13 protein-coding genes are annotated in these 17,085 nt (G+C 59.2%); 6 read left to right on the forward strand and 7 right to left on the reverse strand.

What is annotated here, in order from left to right; all coding sequences use genetic code 11:
- Positions 1–48 precede the first annotated feature (48 nt).
- The gene (locus tag C1N56_RS11350) at positions 49–2,829 is read right to left on the reverse strand and encodes a flavocytochrome c (protein ID WP_021506341.1); all 2,781 of its coding nucleotides are present in this window, start codon (positions 2,827–2,829) and stop codon (positions 49–51) included.
- A 605-nt stretch (positions 2,830–3,434) separates the two neighbouring features.
- Here C1N56_RS11350 and C1N56_RS11355 point away from each other — a divergent pair.
- Positions 3,435–4,946, forward strand: a complete 1,512-nt coding sequence (locus C1N56_RS11355) for an anion permease (protein ID WP_058769656.1) — start codon at positions 3,435–3,437, stop codon at positions 4,944–4,946.
- Between the two features lie 164 nt (positions 4,947–5,110).
- Entirely contained in the window at positions 5,111–6,754 is a 1,644-nt protein-coding gene (gene fumA, locus C1N56_RS11360) for a class I fumarate hydratase FumA (protein ID WP_141495540.1), read from the forward strand.
- Between the two features lie 71 nt (positions 6,755–6,825).
- Here fumA and C1N56_RS11365 read toward each other — a convergent pair whose 3' ends face one another.
- Positions 6,826–6,990 carry a hypothetical protein gene (locus C1N56_RS11365; protein WP_021506344.1) on the reverse strand — a complete coding sequence of 55 codons (165 nt, stop codon included), beginning with the start codon at positions 6,988–6,990 and terminating at the stop codon, positions 6,826–6,828.
- A 167-nt stretch (positions 6,991–7,157) separates the two neighbouring features.
- Positions 7,158–8,678 carry an acetaldehyde dehydrogenase ExaC gene (locus C1N56_RS11370; protein ID WP_021506345.1) on the reverse strand — a complete coding sequence of 507 codons (1,521 nt, stop codon included), beginning with the start codon at positions 8,676–8,678 and terminating at the stop codon, positions 7,158–7,160.
- A 272-nt stretch (positions 8,679–8,950) separates the two neighbouring features.
- Here C1N56_RS11370 and C1N56_RS11375 point away from each other — a divergent pair, with 272 nt between their 5' ends.
- Complete coding sequence (locus tag C1N56_RS11375) at positions 8,951–9,514, forward strand: class I SAM-dependent methyltransferase (protein ID WP_394516666.1); 564 nt, start codon at positions 8,951–8,953, stop codon at positions 9,512–9,514.
- Here the strand turns inward: C1N56_RS11375 and C1N56_RS11380 are convergent.
- The gene (locus C1N56_RS11380; RefSeq protein ID WP_394516667.1) at positions 9,502–10,215 is read right to left on the reverse strand and encodes a glutamine amidotransferase; all 714 of its coding nucleotides are present in this window, start codon (positions 10,213–10,215) and stop codon (positions 9,502–9,504) included. The two genes, C1N56_RS11375 and C1N56_RS11380, sit on opposite strands and share 13 nt — an antisense overlap.
- 186 nt (positions 10,216–10,401) lie before the next feature.
- Between C1N56_RS11380 and C1N56_RS11385 the strand changes: the two genes are divergently transcribed.
- Both C1N56_RS11385 and C1N56_RS11390 read left to right on the forward strand, forming a co-directional pair.
- The gene (locus tag C1N56_RS11385; RefSeq protein ID WP_394517470.1) at positions 10,402–11,286 is read left to right on the forward strand and encodes a DMT family transporter; all 885 of its coding nucleotides are present in this window, start codon (positions 10,402–10,404) and stop codon (positions 11,284–11,286) included.
- Positions 11,287–11,332: 46 nt separating this feature from the next.
- The gene (locus C1N56_RS11390) at positions 11,333–12,694 is read left to right on the forward strand and encodes a CoA transferase (RefSeq protein WP_394516668.1); all 1,362 of its coding nucleotides are present in this window, start codon (positions 11,333–11,335) and stop codon (positions 12,692–12,694) included.
- A gap of 4 nt (positions 12,695–12,698) precedes the next feature.
- Here C1N56_RS11390 and C1N56_RS11395 read toward each other — a convergent pair whose 3' ends face one another.
- Genes C1N56_RS11395 through ghrA form a run of 3 tightly spaced genes read right to left on the reverse strand, consistent with a single transcriptional unit; the run spans position 12,699 to position 14,979 of the window.
- Positions 12,699–13,256 (reverse strand): TorD/DmsD family molecular chaperone, encoded by a 558-nt coding sequence (locus C1N56_RS11395; protein ID WP_211725091.1) that lies wholly within the window; start codon positions 13,254–13,256, stop codon positions 12,699–12,701.
- 27 nt (positions 13,257–13,283) lie between these two features.
- Positions 13,284–14,021: a phosphatase gene (locus C1N56_RS11400; protein WP_021506351.1), complete on the reverse strand. Its 738-nt coding sequence runs from the start codon at positions 14,019–14,021 to the stop codon at positions 13,284–13,286.
- A gap of 19 nt (positions 14,022–14,040) precedes the next feature.
- Positions 14,041–14,979, reverse strand: coding sequence for a glyoxylate/hydroxypyruvate reductase GhrA (ghrA, locus tag C1N56_RS11405; RefSeq protein WP_394516669.1), 939 nt, complete (start codon positions 14,977–14,979; stop codon positions 14,041–14,043).
- A gap of 206 nt (positions 14,980–15,185) precedes the next feature.
- On the opposite strand from ghrA, the gene treA reads away from it, so the two are divergent.
- Complete coding sequence (treA, locus tag C1N56_RS11410; RefSeq protein ID WP_058780730.1) at positions 15,186–16,862, forward strand: alpha,alpha-trehalase TreA; 1,677 nt, start codon at positions 15,186–15,188, stop codon at positions 16,860–16,862.
- Positions 16,863–17,085 lie beyond the last annotated feature (223 nt).

Below are 17,085 nucleotides of genomic sequence, written 5' to 3' on the forward strand. Positions count from 1 at the left end.
TGGCCCCGCAAGAGAACGATGCCCGCAGGGCGCGGGCATCGTGATAGCTTAGTTACCTAACGCCAGTTTAGCGGCATTACGACCCGCTTTGATACCAAAGATAATGATATCGGCGACGGCGTTACCGCCGATGCGGTTCGCACCGTGGATACCGCCGACCACTTCACCCGCCGCCCAGGCACCAGGAATCACCTGTTTCTGCGCGTCAAGCACCGCGGTCTCGGTGTTGATGGTCACGCCGCCCATGGTGTGGTGCACGCCCGGTGCGATACGAATCGCGAAGAACGGCCCCTGATTGAGCGGATGACGCAGCGCGGTGGCACGGCCAAAGTCTTCGTCTTTCTGGTTAATTACAAACTCATTGTAACGGCCCAGCGTGCTTTGCAGCGTTTCCTGATCCATGTTGAGTTTCACCGCCAGCTCGTGTGGCGTTGGCGCGCTAATCACAAAGCCTTTGGCGATGTATTCGTCCGCCGCTTTGTTGTTGGCACGTACCTGCTCATCGAACACGATCCACGCGCTTTTTTCCGGCAGCGCGATAATCTCGGCAGAAACTTTGTCACGGGTTTCCATTTCATTGTAGAAACGCTTACCGGCCTGGCTGACCAGAATCGCCCCGCCGCCGCGCATCGCTTCGGAAATCAGGTACGAGGTGGTCTGCTCAACCGTTGGGTGAATCTGGATTTCACCCATGTCGACGGTCTCGGCGCCAATTTTCTGCAGCATGGCGATACCGCTGCCGGTGGCGCCTTTGTGGTTGGTGGTGACGAAACCATCCAGCTCCGGACGGTATTTCACCACCATCTCGCGGTTGGCGCTGAAGCCACCGGTGGCCACAATCACGCTTTTCGCATTCAGGATGCGGCTGTCGTTGTACTCATCAACCACTTTCACGCCGGTCACCGCACCGTTTTCAAACAGGATCTCGGCCACCGAGGTTTCCAGCAGCACTTCGATGTTGCGCTGGTTAACGTTTTTCACCAGGCCGCTAATCAGGAAGCCGCCCACCGCCGAGCGATCTTCCGGACGGTGCGTACGGTCAATGCTCATGCCGCCGGTGATGGTGATATCGCTCAGCTCAATGTCTTTCGCCGCCAGCCACTCAATGGCTTCTGGCGCACGCTCAACGAACTCACGCAGCAGCACCGGGTTGTTTTTGAACTTGCCGCCTTTCAGCGTTTCCTCGTAGAACAGCTCTTTGCTGTCTTCGATGCCTTTCAGTTTCTGATAACGGGTTTCCGCCGCGTTCATCCCCACCGACGCTTTGATGGTGTTACCGCCGATGGTGGGCATCTTCTCAATGATCACCACGCGCGCGCCGTCATCGTGCGCCTGAATCGCCGCCGCCAGACCGGCCCCGCCGGTACCAACCACCACCACATCGTAATTGACCGGCGCATTCGGGTTACCGCCCTCTTCAATCACATACTCTTTGCTGGAGGTGGTCAGCGCGCGCGATACCGCTTTCTTCAGCGCCTCACTCTGCGTGGTAGCACCGGTGATGGCATCGACGTGCGGGCTGTTCGCCACCAGAATACGTTCACGCAGGCTTTCAAAGGTGCTGGTGAAATCGACGTCGAGGTTAGGATCCGGCACCAGCGAAATGTCGGTGATACGGTCGGTGTCGAGCGTTACGTTGATTTTCAGCTTCAGCGCTTCGGCTTCCACTTTCGCCTGGTAAACGCCGGCTTTGTACTTACGATGGCCATCGCTGACGTCACGGATCATCGCATCCACCAGCGAGAAGCGCCACAGCGGTTCCGGAATGGTCAGCGCTTCGCGTTTGGTGCTGTCGATGTACAGATCCATGTGCTCGTTTTTGATGATGCGATCGGCCCAGTCCGGATAGGCAATACAGGCTTTACCAATCGCCACCAGATCGAAGCCCGAGGCCAGCGCCAGTTCGGCATCCTCTTTGTTCACCACGCCGCCAACGCCAATCACCGGCACTTTCGCCAGCGTCGCCGAGCGCTGTTCAATGTATTTGCTGATTAACGGCGTCGGATCCTGAGTGTCGACAATCGACGGACGCAGCAGCTGGCCGACGGAGAAGTGCACGTAATCCAGCCCGCGCGCCGCCAGTTTTTCCAGCAGGTACAGCGTGTCGTCCCAGCGGATACCGGGCACTTCCAGCTCTTCCGGCGAGAAGCGATAGCCGATGATGAAATCCGCTGCGGCGAAGCGCTCCGCCATTTTGTGGGTGATTTCCAGCACTTCCAGCGGGAAGCGCGCGCGGTTGTCGCGGCTGCCGCCCCATTTGTCGTCACGCTGGTTAGAGTTAGGCGAGTAGAACTGCTGAATCAGGTAGGTGTTAGCGCCGTGGATCTCCACGCCGTCGAAGCCGGCTTTGATGGCGCGGTTCACCGCATCACCAAACTTAGTGATCATCACCTCCACTTCTTCCGCCGTCAGCGCCTGCGGGGTGCTGGCACCTTCACGCGGCGCGGCGATAGCGCTGGGCGCGACCGGGGTTTTCCCGCCGATCAGCGCCGGCTCAACCATGCGGCCGCCGTGGTAAATCTGCAGAATGGCTTTGGAACCCTGGGACTTGATGGCGTGCGCAATTCTGGCCAGGCCGGGAATTTTGTTGTCGCTGTCGATGCCGATAGCGCCCGGGAACGCCGGACCGCGGTTATCGATAAAGGCGCACTCGACGATCACGGTGCCGATGCTGCCGGCACGCACGCGATAATACTCAACGAGATCGCTGGTCACGCCGCCGTCGTAATAGCCGGTACAGGTGGTCATCGGGGCCATCACCAGGCGGTTTTTCAGCACCGCCCCTTTCGGTAAGGTCAGCGGATTAAGAATCGGGGTGAGCGTATTCATGATGAGCAACTCCAGAATTAAGAAATCGTGTATTCAATTCTTTGGGAGTTCGGAGGTCTTTATAATTAATTTAAGTGGTCCGACTTCATGGTATAAATATACCATTTTATTTAGTTACATAACCCAGAATGTTAGTTATATAAGTTTTACGCGTGAAAATACTTTTTATTGCTCATTGCTGAAATCCGCGCTCCGCTAAGTTTTAACCAATACTTGACAAAAATCAACTTTTTCCTTACATTTAAAACAAATGACGTAATATCAAAGAGATAAAAAGCGACTTTCGCCCAATTATGGCGGTATTTTTGCCGTTCCGTTCACTTTTAACACATATTTTACACCTGTTGGTTCATTTATTACGGCGCAAAACGTTAAAACAAAAAACCCGCTAATAATTTTATTGATCCAGATCAAAATAGATATTTTAATTAATCGCATCATAGCGTCATTCAATTGATAATTCGCGAAGCAAAATTGCAATAACGAAGATTCATGTAAAAGACACTTTAAAACGTCCCGGTTGATCTGCTACAAGCGTTTCGTAACTAAAAAAATCAACCCGACCGGGCCGTCAATCGCATTCCCATAACTTGCAGACCAAAACTATGAATACACAAACAACCCAGAGTGAACCCCTAAAGGCGCCACCTGCCGCACCGGGGAAAAAGAACCGGCTAGTCATGTTGTGCCTGCCGATCGTGGTTGCCGTGCTGTTGCTGCTGGTGCCCACCCCTGCCGGGCTGGAGCCGTACGCGTGGCACTTCTTCGCCATCTTCGTCGGGGTGATTGTCGGCCTGATCTTCGAACCGCTGCCGGGCGCGGTCATCGGCCTGACCGGTGTGGTGATCATCGCGCTGTTCAGCCAGTACGTGCTGTTCAGCCCGGCAGAACTGGCCGATCCGAAGTTCAAAACGGCCGGACAGGCGTTTAAATGGGCGGTGAGCGGCTTCGGCAACTCCACCGTGTGGCTGATTTTCGGCGCCTTCATGTTTGCCGCTGGCTACGATAAAACCCAGTTCGGTCGCCGCCTGGCGCTGATTCTGGTGAAATATCTCGGCCGTCGCAGCCTGACGCTCGGCTATGCCATCACCTTTGCCGACCTGCTGCTGGCACCGTTTACGCCGTCCAACACCGCGCGCAGCGGCGGGACGATCTATCCCATCATTGCCAACCTGCCGCCGCTGTACGGTTCTAAACCTAACGACCCAAGCGCACGCAAAATTGGTTCTTACCTGATGTGGGTTGCTATCACCGCCGCCTGTATCACCAGCTCAATGTTCCTCTCCGCGCTGGCCCCTAACCTGCTGGCGCTGGCGCTGGTAAAAAGCGTGGTTGGCTTTGATATCTCGTGGGGCATGTGGTTCCTCGCCTTCCTGCCGCTGGGGATCCTGCTGATTCTCACCATGCCGCTGCTGGCTTACTGGCTCTATCCACCAGAAGTGAAAGTGAATGACGAAGTGCCACGCTGGGCTAAAGCCGAGCTGGAGAAACTGGGTCCGCTGTCGCGCAATGAAATTCTGCTGCTGGTGTTCGTGGTCGCTGCGCTGATGATGTGGATCTTCGCCACTGCATGGATTGAACCGGCGATGGCCGCCCTGCTGGTTATCGTGCTGATGCTGTGGACCGGCGTGCTGAACTGGAACGACATCACCAGCAACAAAGCCGCCTGGAACACCTTCGCCTGGTTTGCCACGCTGGTCGCGCTGGCTGATGGTCTGGCGCGCGTGGGCTTCATCGCCTGGCTGGGTAAAGAGGGTGCGCTGCTGCTGCACGGCTACGACCCGCAGGTGTCTGCGGTGGTGCTGCTGGTCGCCTTCTACCTGCTGCACTATCTGTTCGCCAGCACCACGGCGCACACCACCGCCCTGCTGCCTGCCATGCTGACCATTGCCGCCTCGATTCCGGGCATCAACATGCCGGTGTTCTGCCTGATGATGTGTACCTCACTGGGTGTGATGGGCATTATCACCCCGTACGGCACGGGCCCAAGCCCGATTTACTACGGTAGCGGCTACCTGCCAACCAAAGACTACTGGCGTCTCGGTACCATCTTTGGTGCCCTGTTCCTGGTGGCGCTGATGGTCATTGCCTATCCGTGGATGGTGATGATGTTCTGATGATGTTGCTTTGATGTTAAAAACGCAGCCGCGTGACAACGTTAAAGTGGTATGATACTCGCCAGTCAGCTCTTGCCGCGGACTGGCGAGAGAAAATCGAATAACAGATCGCCTAATTTGTCGCCCGTCATGCTGGCGGGCAACACGAAGCTAAGTGAGCCAACATGTCGAACAAACCCTTCTACTACCAGAATCCCTTTCCTCTCGCCAAAGATGATACCGAGTACTATCTGCTGAGCCGCGACTATGTTTCGGTGGCCAACTTTGACGGTGAAGAAGTCCTGAAAGTCGACCCGAAAGCGCTGACGCTGCTGGCGCAGCAGGCGTTCCACGATGCCTCTTTTATGCTGCGCGCGTCACATCAGCAGCAGGTGGCGTCGATTCTGGCGGACGATGAAGCCAGCCAGAACGACAAATACGTGGCGCTGCAGTTTCTGCGCAACTCGGAAATCGCCGCCAAAGGCGTGCTGCCGACCTGCCAGGACACCGGTACCGCCATCATCATGGGTAAAAAAGGCCAGCGCGTCTGGACCGGCGGTGGCGATGAAGCTGCGCTGTCTCAGGGCGTTTACAACACCTTTATCGAAGATAACCTGCGCTACTCGCAGAATGCGCCGCTTGATATGTATAAAGAGGTCAACACCGGCACCAACCTGCCGGCGCAGATCGATCTCTACAGCGTTGACGGCGACGAATACAAATTCCTGTGCATCGCCAAAGGTGGCGGTTCTGCTAACAAAACCTATCTGTATCAGGAAACCAAAGCGCTGATCACACCAGCGAAGCTGAAAAACTACCTGATTGATAAAATGATGTCGCTCGGCACGGCGGCCTGTCCGCCGTACCACATTGCGTTTGTCATCGGCGGCACTTCCGCTGAGAGCACGCTGAAAACCGTCAAGCTGGCGTCAACCCACTATTACGATTCGCTGCCGACCGAAGGCAACGAACACGGTCAGGCGTTTCGTGACGTGCAGCTGGAACAGGAACTGCTGGAAGCCTCGCAGAAACTCGGCCTCGGCGCGCAGTTTGGCGGTAAATATTTTGCTCACGATATCCGCGTGGTGCGTCTGCCGCGTCACGGCGCATCCTGCCCGGTGGGCATGGGCGTTTCCTGCTCGGCTGACCGCAACATCAAAGCCAAAATTAACCGCGAAGGCATCTGGATCGAGAAGCTGGAAGACAACCCAGGCCGCTATATCCCGGAAGCGCTGCGTCAGCAGGGCGAAGGCGAAGTGGTCAGCGTCGATCTCAATCGCCCGATGAGCGAGATCCTTGCCCAGCTCTCCGCTTACCCGGTGGCGACGCGTCTGTCGCTGAACGGCACCATCATCGTGGCGCGTGATATTGCGCACGCCAAACTGAAAGAGCGCATCGACAACGGCGAAGGTCTGCCGCAGTACATCAAAGATCACCCGGTGTACTATGCGGGCCCGGCGAAAACGCCGGAAGGTTACGCGTCCGGTTCACTCGGTCCGACCACCGCCGGCCGCATGGACTCCTACGTCGATCTGCTGCAGGCTAACGGCGGCAGCATGGTGATGCTGGCCAAAGGTAACCGCAGCCAGCAGGTCACGGATGCCTGCCATAAACACGGCGGCTTCTATCTGGGCAGTATTGGCGGCCCGGCGGCGGTGCTGGCGCAGCAGAGCATTAAGAGTCTGGAGTGCGTGGAGTATGCCGAACTGGGCATGGAAGCGATCTGGAAAATTGAAGTGGAGAACTTCCCGGCGTTCATCCTGGTGGATGACAAAGGCAACGACTTCTTTCAGCAGATCCACAACCAGTGTGCTGCCTGCGTGAAATAAGCCGGCCTGCAATAAAAAAATCCGCGGCGTAAAAGCTGCGGATTTTTTTTGTCTGCCAGCCCCTGCTGCGCTCACACACCGCGCAGCTGCACGTCCAGCAACAGATCGGCATCGTCGTCGTTCTGGCCAATCACGTAGATTGCCTGGCGGCCCGGCAGATTTACGGTAATGATATTCTCTTCGACCGCATCCAGCACTTCGTCGTGCTGCTCCTGAAAGTGGTACAGGGTGTTCATCTTCTCTCCTTAAAAACGGTGCGTTACTGTATAAACTCACGCCTCTTAATATCGACAAGACGCGTCTTAATAACAGGGGGAATAATCTGTTTTTTCTGTCAGCACTGTGACAGGGCTGTGTGACGTTGCCATGAAGGCGGCAGCGGCGCGCACCGCTGCCGGTTAAATCAGAAAAAGCCGAGAGGCTGCGTACTGTAGCTGACCAGCAGATTTTTAGTCTGCTGGTAGTGATCGAGCATCATTTTGTGGGTTTCACGGCCAATCCCGGATTTTTTATAGCCGCCAAACGCGGCGTGCGCCGGATAGAGGTGATAGCAGTTGGTCCAGACGCGACCGGCTTTGATCGCGCGACCTACGCGGTAAGCACGGTTAATATCGCGCGTCCACACGCCCGCACCGAGGCCGTAAATCGAATCGTTGGCGATGGCAATCGCTTCCGCTTCGTCTTTAAAGGTCAGCACGCCGACCACCGGTCCGAAAATCTCCTCCTGGAAGACGCGCATGCTGTTATCACCTTTCAGCAGCGTCGGCTGAATGTAGTAACCGCTGGCAAACGCCTCACCGATTTTCTCCACCCCGCCGCCGTGCAGCACCTGCGCGCCCTCCTGCTGAGCAATCTCCAGGTAAGAGAGAATTTTGTCGAACTGCTGCTGCGACGCCTGCGCGCCGATCATGGTCTCAGTGTCGAGCGGATCGCCACGCTTAATGGTCTGGATGCGCTTCATCACCGCCGCCATAAACGGCTCAAAAATCGACTCCTGCACCAGCGCGCGTGACGGACAGGTACAGACTTCGCCCTGATTAAGGAAGCCCAGCACCACGCCTTCGGCCGCTTTTTCGATGAAGCTCTCCTCCGCCTGCATGATGTCTTCGAAGAAAATGTTGGGAGACTTGCCGCCCAGCTCGACGGTGGACGGGATCAGGCTTTTTGCCGCCAGCTCAAGAATGTGGCCGCCGGTGGCGGTCGATCCGGTAAAGGCGATCTTGGCGATACCCGGATGCGAAGCCAGCGCCTCGCCGGCCTCTTTGCCGTAGCCGTGCACCACGTTAATCACGCCCGGCGGCACCAGGTCTTTAATCAGCTCCATCAACAGGGTAATGGAGAGCGGCGTCTGTTCAGCGGGCTTCAGCACCACGCAGTTACCGGCACCCAGCGCCGGCGCCAGTTTCCACGCCGCCATCAGCAGCGGGAAGTTCCACGGAATAATTTGTCCGACGACCCCAAGCGGCTCATGAAAGTGGTAGGCGGCGGTGAACTCGTCAATCTCTGCCGCGGTGCCTTCCTGGGCGCGCACGCAGCCGGCAAAGTAGCGGAAGTGGTCAACCGCCAGCGGCAAATCAGCCGCCAGGGTTTCACGCACCGGCTTACCGTTATCCCAGGTTTCATTGACCGCGATGGCTTCCAGATTGGCTTCCAGCCGGTCGGCAATTTTCAGCAGCAGCAGCGAACGCGCCTGCGGCGAGGTTTTGCCCCATGCGTCCGCAGCGGCCTGTGCGGCGGCGACGGCGTTGTCGATATCCTGTTTATCCGAGCGCGGAAATTCGCCGATGGTCGAGCCATTGATCGGCGTGGTGTTAACAAAATAGTTACCGTTTACCGGCGGAACAAATTCGCCGTTGATGAAGTTGCCATAACGCGATTGCAGGTGGATGAGAGAACCGGTTTCTCCCGGAGCAGCGTAACGCATGGTGTTTCTCCTTGCGGGACAGAGTGGCGATTAACAACATTTAAACTTGTTATTAACATTGAGCGAACAATGCCAGCCTGTCAGATCGCTCAGCGGGAAACTGTGACCGCATCGAAGGAAAAGAGGGCATTAAGAAACGGCCCTGCCGTCACGCCTTAACCTGCGCCTGTCGCAGACAGATAATTCCGAGTTTGGCCATAAGCGTGATGAAAAGCGGAACATGTGCGATTTGTGCGGTCAATATGAAGCAGACCCGTGAACAGGAGAACAAGATGCTGGCTTCAGCCCTGATGGTAATGCGCGCCAAAGCGAACTTCGTTCAGCAATTTATCCGCAATCCGCGCAAAATGGGCAGCATCACGCCCTCTTCAGCCGCCCTGTGTCGCGCCATGTGTGAAACGGTCAACTGGGAGCACAGCCTGCGCATTGCCGAGCTGGGCGCCGGCGACGGCGTGCTGACCCGTCATCTGCTGGCACATATGGCACCGCAGGCGCAGCTGGATGTGTTTGAAATCAGTCCCGAACTGGTAAAAGGGTTACGCCGCTGGAACGATGCGCGCATGCAGGTGCGCGCCTGCTCCGCAGAATATCTGTCCGGGGAGTACGACGTGATTTTTTCCGGCCTGCCGCTGCTGTCGCTGCCGCCCGCAACGCGCGACGCCATTCTCAGCGCGGTGCATGAAGGACTGGGACCGCACGGCGTGTTTGTCCAGTTTCAGTACACCTCGCTGACGCAGCCCAGCCTGTCACGCTACTTTACCTGGCAGCGCCAGCGGGTGCTGAAAAATATGCCACCCGCGTGGGTTTATCGCTGTACGCGGCATTACGCGCCCTGAGCCTGCGCCTGCGGGCGCGTCTGCTGCCAGAAACGCTGCAGCAGTTCGCGCGCCCAGTCTTCGCCAGACAGCCGCGCGCCATCATCGCTGACGCCGGAAGGCAGACAGGCGGTCATGATGTTATGGTCGAACTCCGGATGGAACTGCACCGATAGCGCCTGCGGCGAATAGCGCAGGATTTGACAACCATCCAGTGCTGAACGCGCCAGCACCTGTGCCTGCGGCGGCGGTACCAGCACCGACTGGCGGTGCGACAACCACGCCGGGAAGGCCTCCGGCAACTGTGCCAGCCACGGATCGCAGTGCGGGGTGCGCGTCAGGGTTTTCAGCCCGCGCTCCCAGCCGTTCGGGTTATCACCCACTTTACCGCCCAGCGCATAGGCCATCAGCTGATGGCCATAGCAAACGCCGAGCAGCGGCAGTTGCGCGTCGATGGCCGCACGAATCCAGGCGGCGGTGCGCTCGCTCCAGTCGGCGTGATCGGTTACCATCGCCCACGAACCGCTGAAAATCGCGCCGCTGATGCCAGAGAAAGCCGGCAGCTCTTCCCCGAGATGCGGCCGCACAATGACATAATCATCCGGCTGTAGCGCCAGGGCTGTAATAAACCACTGCGGTTGTTCACCAATTTTTGCCACAACCTGCGGCGGCGGCGTTTCGAGTTGAATCAAAGCAAGGGGTAAGGTGCGGGTCTGTGTCATGCCGAATACGGTCCTCAAATGATCGTGTTTCGGACATCCACTCTGACAGTAAATTTGCCCTCTGTCCTGGATTTTTCGGCATAAGCTAATGCCATTACGAAAAAAAGCGTCGCCCGCGTGCGCCAACCGATCGCCTTCGTGCCATCATTAGACGGTGACAACATCGATAAAACAAAGGACAGCAGCGTGGCGGTGCGGCATTTTTTTCTGGTTCTGATGGTGGTGTGCATCTGGTCGTTCAATAACGTAGCGATAAAGTGGGGATTGCTGGAGCTTCCGCCGCTGTTTCTGACCTGGATGCGCTTTGTGGTGGTGGCTATCGTGCTGGTGCCGTTTTGCCGCATCACGCGCGCCCAGCTGCCGTGGCTGCTGACGCTGGCGTTTACCTTTGGCTTCATGCACTTTTCGCTGCTGTTTGTCGGCATGCGCTATACCGATGCCGGCACCGGGGCCATTGTGGTCCAGCTGGGCACGCCGATTGCCATGCTGCTGGCGATGGTGGTGCTGAAGGAGAAACTGCGGCTGGTGCAGCTGTGCGGTATCGCCATCTCGCTGGCCGGGGTGGTGGTACTCTCCGGCAGCCCGACAATTCCGGCGTGGTGGGTGCTGTGTATTCTGCTGTGCAGCGCCACCGGCTGGGCGGTGAGCAACATGATTGTGAAAAAGTCACCGCCGATTAAACCGCTGACGCTTACCGGCTGGATCTCCTTCCTTGCGGTGCCGATTGTCGGCGCGGCCTCGTGGCTGACTGAATCGCAGCAGTTTACCGCGCTGAGCCACGCCGGCTGGCGCGGCTGGTTTGGCATCCTGTACAGCGCCCTCGCCTCATCGATTGTCGCCTATACGCTGTGGTACGCGCTGCTGAAAAAATATAACGTCAACCTGATCATGCCCTACTCGCTGCTGACGCCGGTGCTGGCGGTACTGATGGGCGTGCTGGTGCTGGGCGACAGCATGAACAGCTTCAAAATTCTGGGTGCGTCGCTGGTGGTGCTGGGGACGGCAATTGCGGTGATTAACCTGCGTAACCTGCGCATGCATGCCCGCTTTCCGAGCCTGCGCCGCCGCTGATCCACTCTGCTATGCTTGAAGCTTGCGTGTTTTCCGGAGGTTTAGCATGGATTCTCAACGCGCTGCCGCATTGTGGCAGCAACTGTGGCAGGGATTGCGGGGTGCGGAACACGCGCCGACGATCCACTTTCTTCAGACCGACAGCTTCCCCTCGGCTTTTGCCGTTAGCGAACTCGCCGCCACCAGCATCGGCCTCGCCAGCCAGGCGCTGAGCGATCTGCTGGGGCGTCCGGCCCCGGTCAGCGTCAACGTCCGCCTGGCCTCGCGCTGGTTTCAGCACAGCCTGACGCCGCTGAACCGTCCGCCAGCCGCCCAGTGGGATGCGCTGGCCGGTGACTATCCGTGCGAGGATGGCTGGATCCGCCTGCACACCAACGCACCACACCATCGCGCCGCCGTGTCGCGCGTGCTGGGCGAGCACGCCGATCGGTCATCGCTGGCGGCGGGGGTGGCACGCTGGCAGGGACACGCGCTGGAGCAGGCCGTGGTCGACGCCGGCGGCTGTGCCGCCTGGATGCGCAGCGCACAGCAGTGGCAGCAGCATGCGCAGGGGCTGGCGGTAAGCGAAGAAGCGCTGATTGCCCAACGGGCAACCGGCGAAGCGCCCACGCCGGGCTGGGCGCTGCTGCCGGCGCGACCGCTGCTGGGCGTGCGGGTGCTGGATCTGACGCGCATCATTGCCGGACCGGTAGCGACCCGCTTTCTGGCCAGCCTCGGCGCGCAGGTGCTGCGCATCGATCCACCCGGCTGGCGTGAACCGACGCTGGAAGAGGAGATCAACTGCGGCAAACGCTGCGCGCAGCTGGATATCAAAACCCGCGCCGGGCGCGATCGGCTGATTACGCTGCTACAGCATGCGGATGTGCTGGTGCACGGCTACCGCGCGGACGCACTGGAAAAGCTGGGGCTGGATGCGGAGAGCCGTCAGCGGCTGGCGCCGGGGCTGGTGGATGTCAGCCTCAACGCCTGGGGCTGGCACGGGCCGTGGCGCAACCGGCGCGGTTTTGACAGCCTGGTGCAGATGGCCTGCGGCATCGCCGAACAGGGGATGCGCTGGCAGGCAGGCGTTAAACCGACGCCGCTGCCGGTGCAGGCGCTGGATCACGCCACCGGCTATATGATGGCGGCCGCGGTGCTGGAAGGATTACGCCAGCGCCGCGTTAACGGCACCGGCTGGCAGGCGCGTTTGTCGCTGGCGCGTACCGCGCTGCTGCTTCAGCAGCACGGCGCAGCGCCACAAGGCGAACAGCGTGGCATTACGCCGCAGCCGCACGATGCGCTGAGCGCGCTGGAGATCAATCGCTGGGGGATTGGCGAGCGCCTGCGCGCCGCGGCTTATCTGCCCGGTACGCCGATGCTGTGCGCGGCACCGGCGCAGCTGCCCGGCAGCAGCCATCCCTGCTGGTGACGACTCAGGCGTCGTCGCCCTCTTCACGCAGTTCGTCATACATCGCCTGAATCGCCTCACGGCTCAGCGCCGCCAGCGTGCGATAAAACGCGGTGGTGGCGTGGGCTTCCACTTTACCGAGGAAGGCGCCGCACCACGGCAGCAGGTAGTCATCGAACAGCGCCAGCTGGGCCGCCGCCTCATCTTCTGCAGACTGATCTTCCAGCCAGGAGGCCGCCAGCAGCAGCACGCCAAAGTGATCGGCTGGCGACTCGCTCAGTGGCATACCGCGTGAGGTTAAAAACGCCCGCACCCCGGCTTCCTGCGGTCCGTTCGGCCACTGTGAGGCGTACGGCGGTACGCTGCAGTCGCTGCCGACGAACAGCGCGTTGTAATCCGCCGCCAGCGCCTGCGGATCGCTATTCTGCTGCAGCCGGGTCAGCAGTTCATCCTGCTCCAGCGGCCACTGATCTTTCAGTTTGCCTTCGCGCAGCAGGGTGAACAGCGGCACCAGCAGCGGGTCCTGCGGCTGGCGATTAAACAGCGAGCCGATGACGCGGCAGAGAATGGAAAACTCATTCATGCAACAGAATTCCTTGAGGCAAAAAAGTTAAAAGTCGGCAAATTCCGCAATGTGTTTGCCGGTGCGCTGTTCGAGAAAGTCGAGCAGGCGACGCGGCGTGACATTTAACACGCGATCCTGCGGAAAATCCACTTCGCGCGTAATACGCAGGCAGTGCTCGAAATCGCCGAGCGTAAAGGCGGTGTGCGAATCGGAGCCAAACGCCAGCCGGCCACCGGCGTCACGCACCGCTTCCGCAATCGCGCGGCAGTTAGGTTCACTGCCCGGACGCGAATGGGTGAACGACGAGTTGTTGATCTCCAGCGCCACATCGTAGTGCGCGGCGGCTTCCGCGATGGCGCGAATATCCACCGGGAATTTCGGGTTGCCCGGATGGCTGATGATGTGCACCAGTCCGCTGGCCATGGTGGCGATCATCGCTTCCGTGTGGTGAGCCTTGTCGCGCGGTGCGTAGACCGGCTCATGGAAGCCGGCGACGATCAAATCCAGCGCATCCAGCATCGGCCCGCTGCAATCAATCTCACCCTGCTGATTTTTGATGTTGGCTTCAATGCCGCGCAGCACGCCGACGCCGTCAATCACGCGCGGCCAGATGCGCATATTGACAAAATGCCAGTAGTGCGGCGCATCGGCCATGTCCGGACCGTGATCGGTAATGGCGAACAGCTTCAGGCCGTTCTGTTTCGCCTGAGCGACGTAATCGTGCAGCGTGCTGTACGCATGGGTGCTGGCCACGGTGTGCATATGTAAATCGACGGGATACATCCTCTTCTCCTCTGCTGAATTAATAGCCGCGCTGGCGATCGACCAGACCGCGCGGCTGTTGGCCCTGCTCCAGTGCCGTGATGGCACCGGCGATATAGTCCATCGCCTCATGCGGCAAGGTGGTGGCGGCATTATGCGGGGTAATCATGACATGTGGATGAGACCACAGCGGACTCGCGGCCGGCAGCGGTTCCACCTGGAATACGTCCAGCGCGGCGGCGGCCAGCTGACCGCTCTCCAGCGCCGCCAGCAGATCGGCCTCTACCACGTGCGCACCGCGCGCGAGGTTGAGGAAACAGGCGCCGCGCGGTAGCGCGCGGAGAAAGGCGCCATCGATCAGGTTGCTGGTTTCCGGCGTGGCGGGCAGCAAATCAATTAATACCTGACTGTCAGCGAGAAAATCCGCCAGCTGGTCGCGGCCGTGAAAGGTGGTGACCCCCGCTATCTGCTTCGGCGAGCGGCTCCAGCAGCGCAGCGGGAAGCCCCACTGGCGCAGGCTCTCCAGCACGCTACGGCCAAGCACGCCTGCCCCCAGCACGCCAATGGTAAAAGTAGCACGTTCGCGGTCCGGCAGCGGCTGCCACAGCGCCTGTCGCTGCTGCTGGTGATAGTCGGCGAAGCGGCGGAACCAGCCCAGCACGCACCAGTTCGCATACTCCTGCATCTGGCGTGCCATGCCGGTGTCTTCCAGCCGGTAGAGCGGCACCGCGTCAGCCAGCATCTCAGGGTGCGTGCGCAGCTGCCGCAAAATTTCGTCCACGCCGGCCCCCATGGCGAATACGCCACGCAACGCCCGTCCCGCCAGCATCTCCACCGGCGGCGATCGCACAATGGCGTAGTCGGCAGGCGCACTGTCGCCCGGCTGCCACTGGCGGATGCGCACTTCCGGCAGTCGCTGGCGCATGCCGTCCAGCCACGGCTGCGGATTCAGTGACGGGTGATACCAGATGATCTCCATACTGCTCTCCTTTTTTTCTTTCAGCCTCAGTCAAATAGCGGCGCAGGGCAAGTAAAAACCCGCGCGGCACCGCAATTTTCCGGCGATTAATCGCGAAGGCTTCACATTTCCGCCGCTGCAAAAGGCTAAGCGGCGCGTTAACGTCTAAAGTTGTTCGGGTGGTCAATGCGTTAGCGCACCACCTTTTCGGACAAGGAGAAAAACCGATGATAAAAAATGTAGTGTTTACGCCTGCGCGTCTTACCCTGTTGCTCAGCGCGGCGCTGCTGAGCGCGTCTGCTGTGCACGCTGAGGATAATAGCCGCATGCTCAGCGCCCAGCCGCAGCCGCCGGATGTGCGACTCGGCCCACTATTCAGTGCCGTGCAGCAGGCCAGATTTTATCCGGACCAGAAAACCTTTGCCGATGCGGTCCCCAAATATGACCCGGCGTCGATTCTCGCCGACTGGCAGATGCAGAAAAATCAGCGTAATTTCGATCTCAGGCGCTTCGTGGACACCAACTTCATCCTGCCCAAAGCGCAGGATAAATACGTGCCGCCCGCCGGCCAGAGCCTGCGCGCGCACATTAATGGCCTGTGGCCGGTGCTGACGCGCAGCACGCCAACGGCCAGCCAGTACGATTCGCTGCTGCCACTGCCGAAACCGTACGTGGTGCCAGGCGGGCGTTTCCGCGAAGTCTATTACTGGGACAGCTACTTCACCATGCTCGGGCTGGCAGAGAGCGGCCACTGGGATCGGGTGCAGGATATGGTGGACAACTTCGCCAGCGAGCTGGACAAGTACGGCCACATCCCTAACGGCAACCGCAGCTACTATCTCAGCCGCTCGCAGCCGCCGTTCTTCAGCCTGATGGTGGATTTGCTGGCCAGCCACAAGGGAGACGACGTTTACCGCCAGTATCTGCCGCAGCTGCAAAAAGAGTATGACTACTGGATGGCGGACAGCGATAAGGTGGCTGCCGGCCAGGCGAGCAAGCGCGTGGTGAAGCTGAGTGACGGCACCCTGCTCAATCGCTACTGGGATGACCGTGACGTGCCGCGCACCGAATCCTGGCTGGACGATGTCAACACCGCGAAAAAAGCGCCTGAGCGCAATAAACAACAGGTGTATCGCGATCTGCGCGCGGGCGCCGCCTCGGGCTGGGACTTCAGCTCACGCTGGTTCACCGATGCGCACAATCTGGCCTCGATTCGCACCACCCAGCTGGCCCCGGTGGACCTCAACAGCCTGCTGTTCCACCTGGAGCAGACGCTGGCGAAAGCCGCGAAGCTGGCAAAACAGAATGATAAAGCGCAGCAGTTTGCTGCGGATGCAGAGAAGCGCCAGGCGGCGATCAATCGTTACCTGTGGGATGACAAACAGGGCTGGTATGCCGACTACGATTTCCAGAAAAAGCAGGTGCACAATCAGCTCACCGCCGCCACGCTGTTCCCGCTGTATATGCAGCTGGCGGGCGACAAACAGGCTGAACGTACCGCCGCCGCCGTGGAAAAACAGCTGCTGAAACCGGGCGGGCTGGTCACCACGACGGTAAACAACGGCCAGCAGTGGGATGCGCCTAACGGCTGGGCCCCGCTGCAGTGGGTAGCGGTCGAAGGTCTGGAGCACTATAAGCAGAACCAGCTGGCGCAGCAGATTGGTCAGCGCTTCCTGCAAAATGTGCAGCAGACTTACGATCGCGAGCACAAGCTGGTCGAGAAGTATGTGGTCGACGGTGCCCAGCTGGGCGGTGGTGGCGGCGGCGAATATCCGCTGCAGGACGGTTTTGGCTGGACCAACGGCGTAACGCTGAAGCTGCTGGATAAGTATTGTCCGAAAGATAAAACCTGTAACAGCACGCGCGACATCCCCTCAATGCCGACGCTAAACGCGGCGAAATAACCCTGACGTCAGGTGCGCCGCCGTGCGCACCTGCTTCTCAGGCCCGATGCCACAGCCAGGCGATGACCATGCCCGGCGCTGCGGCATCCCCTGCGCATCACACTTTTCCATTACTTATCTTTTACATCTTGAAACACCCCTTACTAAAAGATAATAATTCTCAATCTTAAAATTACTCTTTTTCTCATCATTAACCGCCGCGCTGGTGTGGTGCGGCTTTTAT

It is taken from the genome of Pantoea sp. SGAir0175 (genome assembly GCF_043547855.1).